Below are 18,090 nucleotides of genomic sequence, written 5' to 3' on the forward strand. Positions count from 1 at the left end.
TGACTTAATTTTTATAATGGTATTGATTTTCTTTTACTATTTGATTATTGCTGTCTTTTATTAAATGTAAACGATTAAAACCATCATAGGTATAATAGGTCGTTTTTCCTCTTGGGTCTGTAATACTTGTTACACCTACCAATGGATCATAGGTAAAAGTTGTTACCTGTATAGCCTTATTAGTAAAACTATCTCGTAAACTTTGTAAACGAGTTCTTAATGTATTTTCTGTTGCCTCTGAAACATCATTATTAGAAGCGGTAATAGCATTGTTAATGGCAGTCTTTTGGGCTGTAGTTAAGCTTGTATATCCTTCTATTTTAGCAATGGGTTGGGTCCTATGATACCCCCAAGCGTAATATGTTTTAGTACCATCTTGTTTACTCACTTCTATAGGGTTTCCTTTATTATCATAATTATGGTATACCACGCGGTTCTCCATACCTAAGCTACCTTTTGCTGTTTGTATGGTTTCTGGTAAATACAAACCTTTAAAGTTTTTGTAATTGGTACGCTCTGTAGCTTGTAATGCTGTTCCTATAAATGTTTTTACCTGTATAGGTTCTGCAATCCTATGCTCGCTTATTAAATGATCAATAGCCATAGACGCTGTAGCACTTAATCCGCTTAATTTATTTTTATCATTTGGGTAAAAGGTTTGGGTTTTTAATACCAAATCATTAGCGTCCGTAGTTTCTGTTCTGGTTAACTGTAAATGGTTTGCATTGTCATAAAAATAATTGGTGGTATTAATTATTGGGTTACTACCATTTTCATCAAACTGTTTTTCTATAGTTCGGTATTTATAATGCCAATTAGTTACAAATGTATTAGTCATTACATCCAAGTTCTCAATATTTAAAATACCTTTAGAGGGATCATAAGGTCTAAACAAATCGTAGTTTTTTCGTACACTAACACCTCTTACATTACTATTTATTCTACTATCTCTTTTATATAAGTTTTCAGTAGTATGTACCGTTATAAACCTACCGTTTACTTTTTTAAACTTTGTAGCATTTTTTAGCAATCCGTTTTTCCAAGCTATAACACTATTAACACTCCCTTCAATTCTATCTCCATACATTAACCTACCTTGTAAATCATCTCCTATGTTATAGGTAAGTTCTTCGCCTCCTTTTTCAAAATTATCACCTCCATAACTTACGGTAACTGTAGGGTATTTAGTACCATACGCTCCTTCATTATGGTATAGATTTCGAATACTTGATGACATTAACACACTATAATTATCATCTACTAACACTCCATTTTTTAATGTTTTATTTTTTACAGCTCTTACATACCAAGGTTTTAATCCTTTATAACCTGTAGATCTGGTTAAGTTGTCCTTTTTAGCATAATAAAACCTTGTAATTTCATTTTCATTAGCGTTTGAAGATGTGTTGATAATTTTCTTAACACGCATACCTCCAGTAGGTATGTTTTTATATAGTAAAGTAGGGCTGCCTTTGTAATAAGAAAAACGCAAGTTTCCTTTTAAACAATAAGATTCTGTGGTAATGGTTACTCTATATTTTGTATTTTTAGTTAAAGAAGCGTAAAATACTTTACTTTGGTTTGGAGAGATATAAAAAGAACTACCAATGTAAATTTTTTCTCCCGAAGTTTTGGTATAAAAAGATGGAGCTCCACCACTTAAATTCTCTATTTTTATCTCTGCTCTTTCTCTATGTGGAGGAGCAAATGTTTCACAATTGGCTAGGTATAGTAAATCCGTAAAAAAGTTTACTTCTTGATGATCTGTTATTTCATCAAACACAAATGAGCTACTTCTTTGCCTAATTGTTGAGCTTGTATTAGCAGCGAGTGCTTTGTTTATTCGTGGAGGCTGAATTTCTTCGCTACCATAATATGTATTACTCTCATATTCAAAGCTTGTATAACCTTTAGTTGGATAGGTTATTTTTTGTAACAATCCTGTTTGAGCTAAGTTTCCTTCTATTTCTCTATTAGCACCACCATTATAGTTTTCAAAAACTCCCGACATATTTTTGGTAATTGAAGGGTTTGGGAAAAAATAAGTACTATTTGATTTTCCATTGTAATACCCCCAATGGTCTTGACTATAGGATAATCTAGCAGGAAAGTTTACAGGATTGATATAGTTGAATGTATATTTTTTAGCTGGATCTTTAAAAGTAACTTCTTCAAGAAAAACTCTTTCTTTACTGTTTTTAAGATATTTAAAAGATACTTCTTCAAAAATAGTATTAGACTTTTTCAATTCTATTTTTTTGGTAAAATGTTCAACATTGGTAAGTAATACCATGCCTGAGGTACTTTGATTGCTGTAAATTTCTTTTAAAAGTACTCCATTAAATATTCCATAGCTAATGCTTTTAGAGGTTTTATAATAGGTTGCTGTAGTATGGTTATCTGAATGTTTTCTTAAAGAATGGCTTTCTCCTGTGTTATAATTTTTAGTATCTGCCTCGTACACAAATGTTATTTGATCGCCTTTTGGGTGGTTTATTTCTGATAAGTACCAAGAGGTAGTAAACAAATCACTCCAAGGTTCATGAACTCCTCCTATTGTTTTTGATTTGCTTTGTGAGCTTTCTGTTGTTCTAAAGGTATACTGAATACCTAGCTCATCCGTAATTTCAAAAACTTTATTTGTGAATGTTATTTGTAAGCTATTACCAGTAAGCAATACAGGTTGTTTATTTTTATCTAATACAAACTTTCCTGTTTTTCCTAAAAAGTTAAAATTAAAAACATCTACTTGTGCATCTGCTTTAGAGTCTTCTTGCGAAGAATCAAACAAGTATTTTAAGACTGCTGGGCTAGTAACTGAGCTATAAATGGCTTCAGGAATTGATGTAGTTCTATCTTCATCTGGTCTTTGTCTTACAGTTCGGCTAATAACGCCTCCTGCATTTAAACTCCAACCTAAACCTACATTGCTCTCCATTTGGTCTACTTTAATTCCATTTGAACTATAAGATAAATACAAAGGAACACTTAAATTAGTGGTTTTATAAACCAATAATGGTACGTTAGCTTGTACGGTTCCTGTAAAATTTCCTTTAGGGGTTTCTCCATATTTTCCTAACTCATAAGCCGTTGGAGAAGGCGGAACAACCTTGGGTAATTCCTGTGCATAACTATATACACAAAATAGCATTGTAAAAATGCTAAATACTACTTTTTTCATAATTATTTTAATTGTTTTTAGTTAATTAGTATTTGGTGTTGCATTCAGACCTAATTAGCTAAGTCTGAAAAACAAAATTAATTGGACTTAAACTAAAAGTGGTAAGCCAACGGCTTACTTTTAGTAAGTCACTGACTTACTTTTTTAGTGTTTTTTGATGATTTTTACTGTTTTTTCTTAAATAAATGTTAAATAAAACAAAAGCTTCTTCTTATCTCATACTGGTAAATAATTAAAGTTCATAATTTTTTCAAAACAAAATTAAATAGCTCTTTTGTAAAAGGGGGACTTTTTTCCGTTACAAAAAGTAATCGAAAAAGGTACTTTTTGGTCTATTGGGGTGCTTTTTAGCCTTGTTTTTGTTAAAGAAGTGTTAAAACCCATAAAATGACCTTCTAGTTTTTGGGTTGAAGACGGAAGGAAATGGCAGTGGCGGTTGGCGGTTGGCGGTTGGCGGTTGCTAAAACTAATAATTAAATACTTAGCATTAAAAACTATATGAGGTATAAAGCAATCTCTTGGTTCTGGTTGAAGACGGAAGGTTTGAGGTAGAAGGTGGAAATGGATTTTTAGCTTTTAGCTGTTGGCAGTTAGTTCCTCATACTCAGTACTCAATACTCAATACTCAATACTCAATACTTATAATAAAAACTTATAACTAAATACAGATTATTGACTAAAAGATTACTTCACTTCGCTTAGGCTACGTTCGTAATGACCATAAATTTAAAATGTGGCTAAACTCTTAGTCTTTACTATTGGCAGTTAGCTCCTACTCAGTGCTCAGTGCTCAATACTCAATACTCAATACTCAATACTCAATACTCAATACTCAATACTCAATACTCAATACTCAATACTAATAATAAACACTTATAACTGAATACAGATTATTGACTAAAAGATTACTTCACTTCGCTTAGGCTACGTTCGTAATGACGATAACAAACAAAATTTTATCACGTCATTGCGATGCAGTGTTAACGGAAGAAGCAATCTCTAAGTCTTGACAAACAGGTTACTTCACTACGCAAAGGCTACGTTTGTAATGACCATAAATTTAAAATGTGGCTAAACTCTTAGTTTTTAGCTATTGGCAGTTAACAAAAGCTTTTCCATTACCCTTATGAACTCTTTAGCACGAAGCACCAAAAGGCTTTTCCACTACCCTTATGAACTCTTTAGTACGAAGCACCAAAAGACTTTTCCATTACCCCTATGAACTCTTTAGCACGAAACATCTAAATATTTTATAATTTTTGGTTAGGCAAAAAGGGCTGTTAGTTTTCAGTCTTTGGCAGTATTTTTTGGAAAAGGTAAAAGGTTTGAAGTGAAAGATTACTTCACTTCGCTTAGGCTACGTTTGTAATGACTAGATATTTAAATATGTATCTAGGGTTTAAGGATAATTACAGAATCAAAGCAAGGAATCAAAGGTTATTTGTATTAGAACTAACAAAATTCTAAAAAAGTACTTCTATATAAGTTTTAGTGTTTAATTTTTAATTACTAACTAAAAATTAAACACTAAGTACTTATAAGTAATTATGCGGGTATCATCCACTTAAAGTTGAATTTGGTATCTGGAACTACTATACGTTCTGTTATTCGATACATTCTTTCTGGCAACTTCATTAGATAGTCTCTTGCCTTTTCTGCTTCTGGTGTTAAATTGGTTATTTTATCTATTTCCCAAGCAGTGTTTAACTTCTTTAAAATGTCTACATAATCAAAACCAGTATATACGCCTATGCGTTGTGCTACTGTTGAAAAATCATCAAACAAATCTCCTTTAGTACCAAAGGACTCACGTAAATGCATGGCTGGCATTACTATTTTATGCTTCATCATGTGTTGGAACGCCAACATCATTTCACTTGGGTCTATTTTAAAGATTTCTTTTACAAATTCTGTATAGGCTAAATGATGACGCATTTCATCTCCTGCAATAATTCTAGACATTTTAGCCAGAGCTTTGTGTCCTTTAGCTTTTGCTATTTTGGCTACGTTTAAATGAGATACGTAAGTAGCTAATTCTTGAAAACTGGTATACACAAAGTTTTTATATGGATCGGTTGCTGTACCTATATCAAAACCATCTGCAATTAGGTGCTGGGTTGATATTTCAACTTCTCGCATATTTACTCTACCTGATAGGTATAAGTATTTGTTTAATACATCTCCATGTCGGTTTTCTTCCGCAGTCCAAGCACGAATCCATTTTGCCCAGCCATTGTCTGGTTGTTGCGTTATACCATCTAAATCTAACAACCAAGATTCATAAGTAGGCAAGGCTTCTTCTGTAATAGTATCTCCTACTAGCACCACCCAAAAGTCATCATCTAATTCTTTTGATATTTCTCGTATTTCTTGTACTTCTTCTATAAAACTGTCTTCTTGTGAATTGGGTAAGAAATCAGTGGGTTGCCATATTTTTTCTATAGGTACTAAAAATTTGTCTACAAAACTGTCAATGTTTTTTTCCAGCGTTTGCATTACTTCTCTACGTATGTTTTGTATAGACATAATGTTATTTATGGGGTTTTATATTTTAGTTGTTTTTGTGTTTGTTTTTAAGTCGCGCAATATACACATTATTAACCACATAACTTATAGTGTGGTTTTTAAAGGTACTAATTACTTACATTAAACTTCCTTTAAAGGAGTTATAGAATTTAGTACTTCAGCTTTATGGTGTTTAACTATTAGTCTTTGTTCTTTTTAAGACCAATTTTCCTTTTAATTTTATTTGCTTAAGCAGCACTTGATCTTTATTAAGTTCTGTAAACCAATACTACAAATTAATCAGCAAATATTTGCTATAACAAGTAACTTAAATGCTAAGTTATTATTATTAACTCATTTGTTTTTAATTAGTCCCTTTTTTATTGGATTCCTGATTTTACAGTTTCTTCTACAGTAGCTAACAACTCATTAAAAGGCATGCTATCTACTTTTATAGGTTTGTGGGTAGTTATTTTAATAGGACTACCTACACCTAGTGGAAATTTACCATACTTAAATACTTTCCATGAGTTGTTTATAGTTAAAGGCACAACATAGGCTTCTGGGTTGTACTTTACCAGCATTTTTAATCCGTTAGGTGCAAATGATTTTGGTTTTCCCGTTCTGCTTCTTGTACCTTCTGGAAATATTACTGCCGACCATGTATTTTCTTTAATACGTTTAGCAAAGGTTGCTAATTCTCCTAAAGCTTGTTTTCCATCTTTTCTATCTATTAAAGCGGCTCCTCCATGGCGTAAATTAAACGAAATACTTGGAATGCCTTTTCCTAACTCTTTTTTAGAAACAAACTTTGGCCAATGTTTACGAAAATGCCAAATAATAGGTGGAATATCAAACATACTTTGATGATTCGCTACAAATAACAACGTGGTATTTTCAGGTAATTGGTGTTCATTTTTAACTTGAACATTTACCCCTAACACTAATAGTGATTTTATTAAAAACCAGTTCATGATGTCTACTACCTTTTGGTGTCCTTTAGTACCAAATAGTTTAAGCCCTAACCATTGTAATGGATGAAATAGTAACAGCATTAAAAAAAACACCAATGCAAATATTGGCGACAATAGATAACTTATTAGTTTCATTTGTTTGTATACATTTTGGCAAAAATAAAAAAGTCCCGTTTAAATCGGGACTTATTATATTATTTGTTTTAAAACCAATTACTCCAAGGAATTCTTGTTAGTATTAATAACAGTGCTATTCCGTAAAAAACAGCAAAGGTTTTAAACTTCGCTTCGCTTTTAACTTGTTTTTTATGTTTTGACCATCCTATGGTAATTAATACAATGGCTATCAACATCATTAATGGGTGTTCTATAGCTAATAATCTAGCTCCAGAATCTTTCATTACTTCGCCTCCGTTGGCTTTTAAAGCTTTATACCAAGGCGACATAAAATACCATCCTAAACCAATAAGCAATTGTATATGGGTGGTTATTAAAGTAAATAACCCTAAACGAAATTCTTTATGGGTAAATTCTTTTTTTTGTGTTAATCCTATAATGGCATTTACTACGGTAAAAATTAACACTGCTAGTACTAAATATGCCCAATAAGAGTGGATTGTTTTCATCATGTTTTTGCTAGTTTATGTTCTAGCAAATTTACTGATTTTTCCGTACTCATTAAGATTAAAATTCTTATTCATTAACACTCTCATATTTTACCTATAAAAGAAGCCATAACAAACAAAAAACCACCTCATTTGAGGTGGTTTTGTATTTTAATTTTAGAATATTTCTTAGAACGTGTAGTTAACACCTAAATTCCAAGTTCTACCTAATCCAAAGAAAACTCTGTTTCTTGTATTTATACCTCTCCAAGTAGTATCTCCTGGGTTAGCTTCACGGTTAGTATCAGACTCTGAAATATATAACTCATCAGTTAAGTTACTTACATTAAATCTTAACCCTACAGATGAATCATTCTTAAATCTAAACTTATAAGATAAGCCTGCATCAATTAAAGAATAACCTGGTAATTTAATAGTTTGTCTTTCTTTTGCAGCCAACTTAACAGCGTCTGGAGCATTGTTTTGAGCACCAAAAGCCTCTGGATCTATACCACCTCCGTAAAGGTCACCTACAAAGAAATTACTAATATCAAACTTTAGCCCTTCGATAATTTCATAATCAAAACCTAATCTAAATGTAGTTTGAGGTGCATCTCCTACTTTCTTACCATCTAAGTACAAAGTGTTTTCTTGTTGAACACCCCCAACTAAAATAGGTGCATTATTCTCATCAAAATAAGTTGCTGTTACATCAGCACCATACTCATAACTTGCTATAGACCCCATTAAGCTAACAGTTAAATTTCCAAATTTAGCGGTAGCATCTAACTCAACTCCCATATGCACTTGCTCAACACCACTTAAATTAGCTGTACCTCTTACTTCTTGTGCAGTTCCCTCATTAAAAGTAGCTGTAGAATTTAAGAATCTATCTTTCCATGAAGTTCTATATAGGTTAAGATTTACATTATAGTTTTCATGACGGAAACCATAACCAAATTCAACTCCTAATATTTTTTCATTAGTTAAACCTTCATTTACATTATTATTTGTACGGTTTGGGAATACCGCATCAAAAATAGGTTGTTTTAAATAGTAACCTGCGTTAGCAAAAATATTATGCTTCTCATTGATGTTCCAGTTAACACCCCCTTTAATGTTTCCACCCCAAAGGTTTTGCCATGCAGATTCTTGCTCTGGATCAGAATCTAAATAATTGAAGTAATCTATTCTTTTGAATCCTTGACGAGAAACTGCTCCTTGGATAAATGCAGAAATATCATCTTTCTTATACTCTAATTGAGTAAAAGCTCCCATCCAATTTACTTTTCCATCATTATAATAATCAACTTTAACCTCATCATCTACACTAGAAAAAACATTTAAAATATTTGAGATTTCAGGTTCATAAGTAGCTGTAACAACTCTTCCTACATTATTAATATCATCATTATCAATATATGCATCAGCTCCCATTAAATCCACTAATCTTCTGTAATGAATCCCTTTGTAACTTCTTAAATCAACACCAAAATCAAAAGTTAATTCTTCATTTAACTCTGTATTAAAGTTAGCAATTGCTCCATACCAGTTGTGTGAGTTCACTGAAGATCTTTGAGAAATACCATTCTCTCCGCTCCTAGTCCAAGGTTTATCAGCAGAAAAATGCTGACCTGGATTGTTATTACCGTTAACATACTGACCATTTAATGAAGCTGGTCCTCCTGCTCCACCTGTATACACTTCTCTATCTGCACCAAAATCAGCTACAGTACCTCCAGAATTCCACTTAATTATATCATCAAAACGATTTAAACCGTTTTCATCTCTAATTTGAAAGAACTGCTTTCCATTAATTCTACCTATTGCTCCTACTGAACCTCCACGTCCTAAAGAAGCATATAATACTGTAGATAATTTAGATTTATCATTAATATGCCAGTTCCAGTTTAAAGAAGCAACTGGTTTATGGTAAAAGTTTCCTCCAAAAGTATCTTCTTTACCATTTCTGTATCCCCAATCAGAGTTATACTTTCTATTAGGCTCTCCTGCAACTCCACCAAATTTAATATAATCACCTATAGATGGTGCAAAACCTCTAGTATTATGTCTTTGTGGAGCACCTGTAATAGTTAATTGTAAGTTATGATCATCATTAGGTCTATATCCTAAAGCTAAATAATAATTATATCCTTCAAATTCAGTTCCATCAACATAACCATCTCCTGATGTTCTACCAAATAAAGCAGATACAGACATTCCGTTATCTAGTAACCCAGTATTGTATGAAACAGTAGTTTTTAAATAGTTGTCATTACCAACACCTGCATAAACTCTACCTCCTTCTTTTTTATCTGCTGCACTAGTTAATACATTAATAGTACCACCCACAGAAGAAATTGCTAATTTAGAAGAACCTAAACCTCTTTGCACTTGCATTGCAGAAGTAACATCGGATAAACCAGCCCAGTTAGACCAATATACCCAACCATTTTCCATATCATTAACCGGCATACCATTAATCATTACCGCAGTATTTCTTTGGTCAAATCCACGGATATTAATTCTAGCATCACCAAAACCTCCTCCTTGCTTAGTTGCATAAACAGAAGGTGTTGTGTTTAAAATTTCAGGAAATTCTTTAGATCCTAATTTCTCTTGGATTTCTTCTGCCTTAATAGTAGAAACAGCTACAGGTGTTTCTCTATCTTTAGCTACATCAATTACACCAGTAACAATAACTTCACCTAAAACATTAGAAGGCTCCAATTCAATTGTTCCTAAATTAGTTTGTGCAGCTGAATATGCTACCTCTTTATTATTGTAACCAATAAAAGATACAATAACAGTACCTGAGTTTGATGTAGCGTTTAACATAAACTTTCCATCAAAATCAGTTGCAGCTCCGCTGGTAGTCCCCTTTACTACAACGTTAGCTCCTGGTAATGGCTCACCCATTTCATCAACCACTGTACCAGTAATTTTGGTTTGCCCTAAAACTGTAGCAGCCACAAAGAACAATGCTACAAGCAATACATTTTTAAATTTTCTCATTGTCTAATCTAATTGTTATTAAATGCTTGGGCAAAATTCTTGTTTTTACATCTGTCCAATATTAACTTAATGTTAAGTTTTTTAACACTCCTTTAAGTTTTAAATACACAAATGTTAAGATACTATTTATGCGATTCTAATATTTTTTTAGCTAAAACCTTTCCTAATTCTACACCAAACTGGTCAAATGAATAAATATTCCACAACACTCCTTGGGTAAAAACTTTGTGTTCATAGGCAGAAATTAACATTCCTAAGGTTTCTGGAGACAATTTTTTTAGCAAAATGGTGTTGGATTGTCTATTTCCTTCAAATACTTTATAGGGTAATAAAGTATTCAAATCCTGCATTTTGCCTTCCATTTTCAATTCTAAATGGGCTTCTTGTTTTGTTTTTCCAAAAGCCAAAGCTTCTGATTGTGCGTAAAAATTAGCCATTAGTATTTCATGGTGCTTACTATCTGCATGTAAAGAAGTTTCAACTCCTATAAAATCAACTGGTATATTTTTTGTTCCTTGGTGTACCAGCTGCATGAAAGAGTGTTGTATGTTAGTACCAACACCTCCCCACAATATAGCTCCTGTTTGGTAATTGATTGGTTCTCCATTTCTATCTACTCCCTTACCATTACTTTCCATACTTACTTGTTGTAAATATTCTGGGAATCTTTGCAAATAATGTGCATAACTTAACACGGCTTCGGTTTCCGCTTTAAAGAAATTTGTATACCAAACTCCTAATAAAGCCATAATTACAGGCATGTTTTCTTCAAACGGTGTATTTCTAAAATGCAAGTCCATTTTTTCCGCTCCGTTTAATAACGCTTTAAAATTATCAAACCCTAAAGCTAAACTAATGGTTAGCCCTACAGCAGACCATAATGAAAAGCGACCGCCTACCCAGTCCCACATTGGGAAAATATTCTTTTTGTCTATTCCAAAATTAGTAACGGCTTCTAAATTTGTAGATACTGCCACAAAGTGCTTGGCTACATCAAATACTGTTGCCGATTTTAAAAACCAATCTCTTATAGTATTGGCATTAGTGATGGTTTCTTGTGTAGTAAATGATTTTGAAACAATAACAAATAGTGTTGTTTCTGGATTTAAGGTATTTATGATTTCGTGTAAATGATCTCCATCTACATTCGACACGAAATGTGTATTTAATTTATTTTTATAGAATTTAAGTGCATCTACCACCATGTTAGGTCCTAAATCTGACCCTCCTATTCCTATATTTACTACATCCGTAATGGATTTACCCGTAAACCCTTTCCATTTTCCAGAAATGACTTTATTACTAAATGCCTTAATTTTTCTTAAGGTAGTTTGAACTTTTGGTTTTACTTCCTTTCCATCTACCAAAACTACTTCATCTGTAGTGCTTCTTAATGCAGTATGTAAAACGGCTCTATTTTCTGTTTGATTAATAACCGCTCCTGTAAAATATTTTTCAATAGCATCTTTAAGGTTTAACTCTTTTGCTAAAGCTACTAAATGTGCTAAGGTTTCTGAAGTAAAGTGGTTTTTAGAATAATCTAAAGAGAGGTCACCAACTTGTAATTTGTAGTTTGTAGCTCTTTCATTTTCTTCTTGAAAGAGTTTTTTAAGTTGGTAATGTTTTGCTTCTTGAAAATGTTCTTCTAGCTTTTTCCAAGCTATTGTTTGGGTTGGATTCGTATTTTTTAATGCCATAGTTACTCTGTAGCTATTATTTCTTTTTCAACTAAATTAGGAATTTCTTTTGTAAATGAAGGAATACTATCTAACTGTTGTTTTAAAGGTTTTATAAACTTAAAATACTTTGGTTTTAAACTATCTACTAAAGGTTTTGCAGAAGGTAATTTTTCACGAAAAGGATCTACTTGCCTTCCATTTTTCCAAAAACGATAGCATACATGAGGACCACTAGTATTCCCCGTCATTCCAACCCAACCTATAATATCGCCTTGTTTTACATAGTCTCCAACACGTACCTTTCTTCTTTTCATGTGTAAGTACTGTGTAGAATAGGTACTATTATGTTTCACTTTTACATAGTTACCATTACCACCTCTTCTTCTAGATTCTATTACTGTTCCGCTAGCCGTAGTCATAATAGGTGTTCCATACGGAGCTGCAAAATCAGTTCCTTTATGTGGTCGTATCCTATTACCATACAGTTTTATACGTCTTCTTAAATTATATCTTGAAGAAATTCTATATTGAAATTTTATAGGCGATTTTAAAAAGGTACTTCTTAACATATTTCCCTTTTCATCATAATACTCTGCTACGTTTTTAATACTATCGGCAACAAACTGGTAGGCATACAAGTCTTCACCTTTATGCTTAAAGATAGCAGCTTTTACTTCTCCATATCCTACAAACGTGGTATCATTAATAAACTTTTCTTCAAAAATTAGTTTAAATGTATCTCCCTTTTGTAATCTATAAAAATCTAACGTCCATGCATAAATATCAGCCACAGAATTAGTAAGTGTAGGCTGTAACCCTAAACTATCCATAGTTATAGATAAGCTTGAGGATATTTCACCAGCAATTTCTTTTTCTAATGTTGTTACCTTTTTTCTATGCTTATAAGCTTCTATAATTGAATCTTGAAAATTAATTACGGTGGATGTAATTTTATTGTGTTTGTATATAAACACTTGTGCTTTTTGTAGTGAATCTTTGGTAGTTAATATAGTATATGCTTTTCCGGATCTCACTCTTCTTACATCAAAAGTATCCTTTATAACAGTGGCAATTTTATTAATTTTTGGATACATAACATGATGTCTATCTAAAATAACACCAAAACTTTCACCATTTTTTATCGTGTCATTCACTACATTATAGTTATCTAAATTAAAACCATGTAAAAACACTGGTTTGGGTTTTTCAACCACTTTAACAGGTGTTATTACAACTGGTTTTTCTTTTTTACAAGAAAAAAATGCGATAAGAATGACGAGTGCTAGGGTGAATTTTCTCAAAAAAGTTGTTTTAAATTGCCAAATAACCGCAAAAATACAAATATTTACACTTGTTTTTTACACTTTAACAATACGTTAAACAACTTTGATTTAATCGTAGAAAATAATTAAAAATTCAATTCCTAAAAATTGTGAATGGTTTAATCTATAATTATTTCAAACGGATTTGCTAATCCTTTATATGCTTCTAACTCTGCTCTTAAAGAGCCAACTGCTAAAGAAGCCTTCATTTTAATCGGTATTTTATTATCATCTGCAGTAATCCAAACAGTTACACTTTCTTGTGCTTTAAAAACTCTACCTGCCTGTACTAAAGGACGGAACATTTGTGTTTTTACTTTTCCAAACTTCGTACTTAATGTATCATATCCTAAAAACTTTAATTTAAACGGAAAACTTTTACCATCAAAAAACATGTCTACATTAATCTCTTCGCCTTTCTTCATTTTCTTAGTATTGTGACTTCTTAAAAAATAAAAAGTAGAAATCATGTCTTGTGGTCCATTAACAGAGACTACACTATCTTTCTGTTTTATAAAATCTTGTATATAAGCAGTATTATTTTCATGGTTGAAGGTAATATTTCGCTTCGTTTTATATCCACCTTCGTTAATATCTCTTTTAAAGAGATAAGGTTTAACTTCCTGCGAATCAAAATAGCTTTCATAAGTATCATCTACTTCAAAAAACCAACTTACCATACCTGTTGTCCAACCTTTTCCTGTAGCATGAATTACTTTTTTGCTTTTTAACTCCTCTTCTTTTAGTTCTAAAACGGCAGTTCCTGCTCTTAAAAAACCACTGTAACTCATCTTATAACGTAACCACTCGCCTCCTTTGAAAGCTGGTACAACCTCTTCTTGCGACCATATATTAGCAGCTACTAAAAGTAATAATATTATAATTTTATTTTTTTTCATAATGTCAAACTTATGGATTTTAATAGACAATTTCCATTCCAAAAATTAAAAAACCATTAATTAAATTTAAATTAATGGCTCTATTATTTATTGAATTATCCCAATGCAAGCATAGGAGAATCTAGCCAAAAATATTAAAAGAAAATTCTTAACAAAGCATTGACGAACTAACTCCTTGGCTACTAATCTTACGATTAAAAAGTACCCCAATTTTTTAGTTCTTCCTCACTCCACACGTATGGAAAGAAAACTCTTCTTTGATACTTAGGATGTAAATACTTACGCCAATTACTTCCTCCTGTGGCCTCTAATGCCGAATCATCTCCTCCCAAATATTTTCCAGCCGCGTTATAATGCGCCATTACCCATTTTACATTTACTGAATAATCATAGTGGCGCATTGCTTGTATTAATTCTTCATTTTCTTGAACTTCTTTTGGCAGCTCTTGAAACTTCTTTGACAAGTTACAGTCATTATAATCTTCCATAAAGTCGATAAAATCTCCCATGTATTTTTTCTCAAACAACTTAATTAAGGTTGATTTCTCTCCTGTTTTATGATCTACTCCTGCCGCTTGCCAATACAAATGTTGGTATGCATTTTTAAACGAAGAATCTCTATCAATAGTATCTCGGTAGCGTGCATCTATTAAATTTATTAATTCAGTTGAAGCAAATTCTATTTTACGATATTGCGCACTTTGAAAACCACTTGCAGGTGTTAATGTATTTCTAAACTTTAAATACTGCTCAATATCCATTCCCTCTGCCATTACATTGAAAGAACTACATAACATATCAAAGTATCGACTAATTCTCATTAAATGTTTTGAGAATTTTTCTGCGGTTAATTCCGTTGCTTTTGCCACCTGATCTATTTCCCACAACACCATTTTAAAGATGATTTCATTTACTTGATGGTACATAATAAATACCATCTCATCTGCTTCAGTGGTTCTTGGTATTTGTAATCCAAGTAGTGCATCTGTTTGAATATAATCCCAATAGGTAATTGGCTTACTCCATAGTAAACCTTCTAACATGGAATTTAAAGGCACGTCTAAATTTTCATACTTTTTTTCTAATGCCTTTAAAATTTCTTCTTTGCTCATGGGTCTATAAATTAAAAAACGTCGTTACAAATATACTTTTTGTAACGACGTTTTATCATTTTACTATAAATTATTTGATTAAAGTGTTCCTCTTAACTGTTGTTCTCTTTCAATAGACTCAAATAAAGCCTTGAAATTTCCTGCTCCAAATCCTCTTGCTCCCATACGTTGAATTATTTCAAAGAACAATGTTGGCCTATCTTCAACTGGCTTGGTAAATATTTGTAAAAGATATCCTTCTTCATCAGCATCTACTAAAATTGACAACTCTTGTAATTTTGAAATATCTTCTTTCATAATAGACATATGTTCTCCTAAACGCTCAGGAATCATATCATAATACGCTTGCGGTGGTGGTGGTAAAAACTCTACTCCGTTAGCTTTTAATTGTGCTACTGTTTTAATAATATCATCCGTAGCAACTGCAATATGCTGTACACCTTCTCCTTCATAAAAATCTAAATACTCTTCAATTTGTGAACGCTTAGCAGCTTTGGCTGGTTCATTTATTGGAAACTTTATTCTTCCATTTCCATTTGACATTACTTTACTCATTAATGCTGAGTATTCTGTATGGATTTGCTTGTCATCAAAAGATAAAAAATTAACAAATCCCATTACATCTTCATACCATTTTACCCATTTATCCATTTGGTTCCAACCAACATTACCAACCATATGATCAATAAATTTAAGCCCGGCACTTGGTGGATTGTAATCTGTTTTCCACTCTTTAAATCCTGGTAAAAATGTTCCGTTATAATTTTTACGCTCCACAAACATGTGTACCGTTTCTCCATACGTATAAATACCCGCTCTTACAACTTCTCCATGTTCATCTGTTTCTACTACAGGTTCCATATATGATTTTGCACCTCTCTTTGTAGTTTCTTCATACGCTTTTCTGGCATCTTCTACCCAAAGTGCCACAATCTTAACTCCATCTCCATGCTTAACGATATGATCATTAATTGGTGATTTACTATTTAATGGAGTGGTTAATACTAAACGTATTTTATCCTGTTTTAACACATAGCTTACAGAATCTCTAGAACCAGTTTCGAGTCCTTTATAAGCATGTGATTGAAATCCGAAAGCTGTTTTATAAAAGTGAGCAGATTGCTTTGCATTACCAACGTAAAACTCAACATAATCTGTTCCTAAAAGCGGAAGAAAGTCTTGTGCTCCTTCAAATATTTTTTCTAAACCGTAGTTTACTGATTTTATTTCTTTTGACATTGTTGTTCTTTTTTGAAACTGAAAACAGGTTATAAAACTGATACTTTATCAAGTATATTTTCTTTTAAAGTTCAACGTATCCTCTTTTCAATCTTTGTTAATTTTTGTTTTGTTAAATAATCTTACGTAGAAAAGTAATGTTAGTTTGAGTTCTAGCATTAAACTACAACTAGAAACTATAATGTAAATGAGAAAATTAATATTAACTCAATACAAAATTCCTCTTAACTAATTAAATTACTCTAACCAAGACTTAAAGTAGTCTTCATCCGCTATTTTCATAGCTTCCTCTGTTACCATTAATGGTTTAAAAGTATCAACCATTACCGCTAACTCTTCCGTATCTGTTTTTCCAATACTTCTTTCCGTGGCTCCAGGATGTGGCCCATGAGGTATCCCTGCAGGATGCAATGAAATATGTCCTGCTTCAATATCATTTCTACTCATAAAGTCACCATCTACATAATACAGAACTTCATCAGAATCAATATTACTATGATTATATGGAGCAGGAATACTATCAGGATGATAATCATATAATCTTGGCACAAAACTACAAATTACAAAAGCATCAGTCTCAAATGTCTGATGTACTGGTGGTGGTTGGTGAATTCTACCTGTTATTGGCTCAAAATCATGTATAGAAAATGCATACGGATAATTATATCCATCATAGCCAATTACATCAAATGGATGTGAAGCATACACCATTTCAAAAATTTCGTTTTTCTTTTTAATCTTAATAACGAAATCTCCTTTTTCATTATGAGTTTCTAACTCCTCTGGTCTTCTAATGTCTCTTTCACAAAATGGAGAATGCTCTAATAATTGACCAAACCAATTCCTATATCTTTTAGGTGTATACACAGGTCTATAAGACTCTACTATAAATAAACGATTATCGTCTGAATCAAAATCTAATTTGTAAATAACCCCTCTAGGAATTACTAAATAATCACCATATTTAAAATCTAAATTCCCTAACATGGTACGTAATTTTCCTGTTCCTTTGTGAACAAAAATTACTTCATCAGCATCAGTATTCTTATAAAAATACTCTTTGGTTGATTCTTTAGGAGCAGATAAGATAATGTTACAATCTGAATTTGTTAAAACAACTTTTCTACTTTCTAGATAATCATTTATTTGAGGTACTTGAAACCCTCTTAATCGATACGATTGAATATTATTTTCTTTAGCTACTTTTGGAGCTACCGAATATTGTTTTCTGATTTCTTTGACCATAGTTGGTCTAAATTCATGGTAGCTATTGGTTGACATTCCATCAAAACCTATGGTTCCGAAAAGTTGCTCATAATACAAATCTCCGTTAGGTTTTCTAAACTGTGTATGTCTTTTAGGAGGAATACTCCCAAGTTTATGATAAAAAGGCATAATTTATTTGATTTAAAGATTAATACTTAAAACACTGTATTCTCTAAACCTACATTATTCTGGATTTCTTTTAATAAGAAATTTTAGAAGTATTAGTAAACCATCAAAAGGATTACAAGCCATCATAATTAGTAATTGTTCCTACAAATATACAGAATATTCTT

General features: G+C 32.1%; 11 protein-coding genes. All 11 read right to left on the minus strand.

Translation table 11 applies throughout. The features are described 5' to 3' along the window. Positions 1 to 4: 4 nt before the first annotated feature. The 11 genes from ABNT65_RS13695 to ABNT65_RS13745 all read right to left on the minus strand — a co-directional run bounded on the left by ABNT65_RS13695 (position 5) and on the right by ABNT65_RS13745 (position 17,926). Positions 5 to 3,181, minus strand: a complete 3,177-nt coding sequence (locus tag ABNT65_RS13695) for a hypothetical protein (protein ID WP_348746079.1) — start codon at positions 3,179 to 3,181, stop codon at positions 5 to 7. A gap of 1,545 nt (positions 3,182 to 4,726) precedes the next feature. After that, positions 4,727 to 5,707 carry an acyl-ACP desaturase gene (locus ABNT65_RS13700; RefSeq protein ID WP_348703373.1) on the minus strand — a complete coding sequence of 327 codons (981 nt, stop codon included), beginning with the start codon at positions 5,705 to 5,707 and terminating at the stop codon, positions 4,727 to 4,729. A gap of 359 nt (positions 5,708 to 6,066) precedes the next feature. Continuing rightward, positions 6,067 to 6,795, minus strand: coding sequence for a lysophospholipid acyltransferase family protein (locus ABNT65_RS13705; RefSeq protein WP_348746080.1), 729 nt, complete (start codon positions 6,793 to 6,795; stop codon positions 6,067 to 6,069). Between the two features lie 68 nt (positions 6,796 to 6,863). Continuing rightward, positions 6,864 to 7,286, minus strand: a complete 423-nt coding sequence (locus ABNT65_RS13710; RefSeq protein ID WP_348703827.1) for a hypothetical protein — start codon at positions 7,284 to 7,286, stop codon at positions 6,864 to 6,866. 168 nt (positions 7,287 to 7,454) lie between these two features. Continuing rightward, the gene (locus tag ABNT65_RS13715; protein ID WP_348746081.1) at positions 7,455 to 10,280 is read right to left on the minus strand and encodes a TonB-dependent receptor; all 2,826 of its coding nucleotides are present in this window, start codon (positions 10,278 to 10,280) and stop codon (positions 7,455 to 7,457) included. A gap of 122 nt (positions 10,281 to 10,402) precedes the next feature. Further along, complete coding sequence (gene pgi / locus ABNT65_RS13720) at positions 10,403 to 11,977, minus strand: glucose-6-phosphate isomerase (RefSeq protein ID WP_348746082.1); 1,575 nt, start codon at positions 11,975 to 11,977, stop codon at positions 10,403 to 10,405. A 2-nt stretch (positions 11,978 to 11,979) separates the two neighbouring features. Then, the gene (locus ABNT65_RS13725; protein ID WP_348746083.1) at positions 11,980 to 13,260 is read right to left on the minus strand and encodes a peptidoglycan DD-metalloendopeptidase family protein; all 1,281 of its coding nucleotides are present in this window, start codon (positions 13,258 to 13,260) and stop codon (positions 11,980 to 11,982) included. A 140-nt stretch (positions 13,261 to 13,400) separates the two neighbouring features. Continuing rightward, positions 13,401 to 14,180, minus strand: coding sequence for a DUF3108 domain-containing protein (locus ABNT65_RS13730; RefSeq protein ID WP_348703367.1), 780 nt, complete (start codon positions 14,178 to 14,180; stop codon positions 13,401 to 13,403). A gap of 194 nt (positions 14,181 to 14,374) precedes the next feature. Further along, complete coding sequence (locus tag ABNT65_RS13735) at positions 14,375 to 15,292, minus strand: tryptophan 2,3-dioxygenase family protein (RefSeq protein WP_348703365.1); 918 nt, start codon at positions 15,290 to 15,292, stop codon at positions 14,375 to 14,377. Between the two features lie 78 nt (positions 15,293 to 15,370). After that, a complete protein-coding gene (gene hppD / locus ABNT65_RS13740; RefSeq protein WP_348703364.1) occupies positions 15,371 to 16,531 on the minus strand; it encodes a 4-hydroxyphenylpyruvate dioxygenase in 1,161 nt (386 codons plus the stop codon). 237 nt (positions 16,532 to 16,768) lie between these two features. Continuing rightward, positions 16,769 to 17,926, minus strand: a complete 1,158-nt coding sequence (locus tag ABNT65_RS13745; protein ID WP_348746084.1) for a homogentisate 1,2-dioxygenase — start codon at positions 17,924 to 17,926, stop codon at positions 16,769 to 16,771. Positions 17,927 to 18,090 lie beyond the last annotated feature (164 nt).

This window comes from Tenacibaculum sp. 190524A02b, from assembly GCF_964036645.1.
GTDB classification, from domain to species: Bacteria; Bacteroidota; Bacteroidia; order Flavobacteriales; family Flavobacteriaceae; genus Polaribacter; species Polaribacter vairaonense.

Coding starts and splice junctions, on each gene's coding strand:
- ABNT65_RS13735 (WP_348703365.1), bottom strand. CDS start 15,292: ATGAGCAAAGAAGAAATTTTAAAGGCATTAGAAAAAAAGTATGAAAAT.
- ABNT65_RS13715 (WP_348746081.1), bottom strand. CDS start 10,280: ATGAGAAAATTTAAAAATGTATTGCTTGTAGCATTGTTCTTTGTGGCT.
- ABNT65_RS13705 (WP_348746080.1), bottom strand. CDS start 6,795: ATGAAACTAATAAGTTATCTATTGTCGCCAATATTTGCATTGGTGTTT.
- ABNT65_RS13745 (WP_348746084.1), bottom strand. CDS start 17,926: ATGCCTTTTTATCATAAACTTGGGAGTATTCCTCCTAAAAGACATACA.
- ABNT65_RS13695 (WP_348746079.1), bottom strand. CDS start 3,181: ATGAAAAAAGTAGTATTTAGCATTTTTACAATGCTATTTTGTGTATAT.
- ABNT65_RS13700 (WP_348703373.1), bottom strand. CDS start 5,707: ATGTCTATACAAAACATACGTAGAGAAGTAATGCAAACGCTGGAAAAA.
- hppD (WP_348703364.1), bottom strand. CDS start 16,531: ATGTCAAAAGAAATAAAATCAGTAAACTACGGTTTAGAAAAAATATTT.
- ABNT65_RS13710 (WP_348703827.1), bottom strand. CDS start 7,286: ATGAAAACAATCCACTCTTATTGGGCATATTTAGTACTAGCAGTGTTA.
- pgi (WP_348746082.1), bottom strand. CDS start 11,977: ATGGCATTAAAAAATACGAATCCAACCCAAACAATAGCTTGGAAAAAG.
- ABNT65_RS13730 (WP_348703367.1), bottom strand. CDS start 14,180: ATGAAAAAAAATAAAATTATAATATTATTACTTTTAGTAGCTGCTAAT.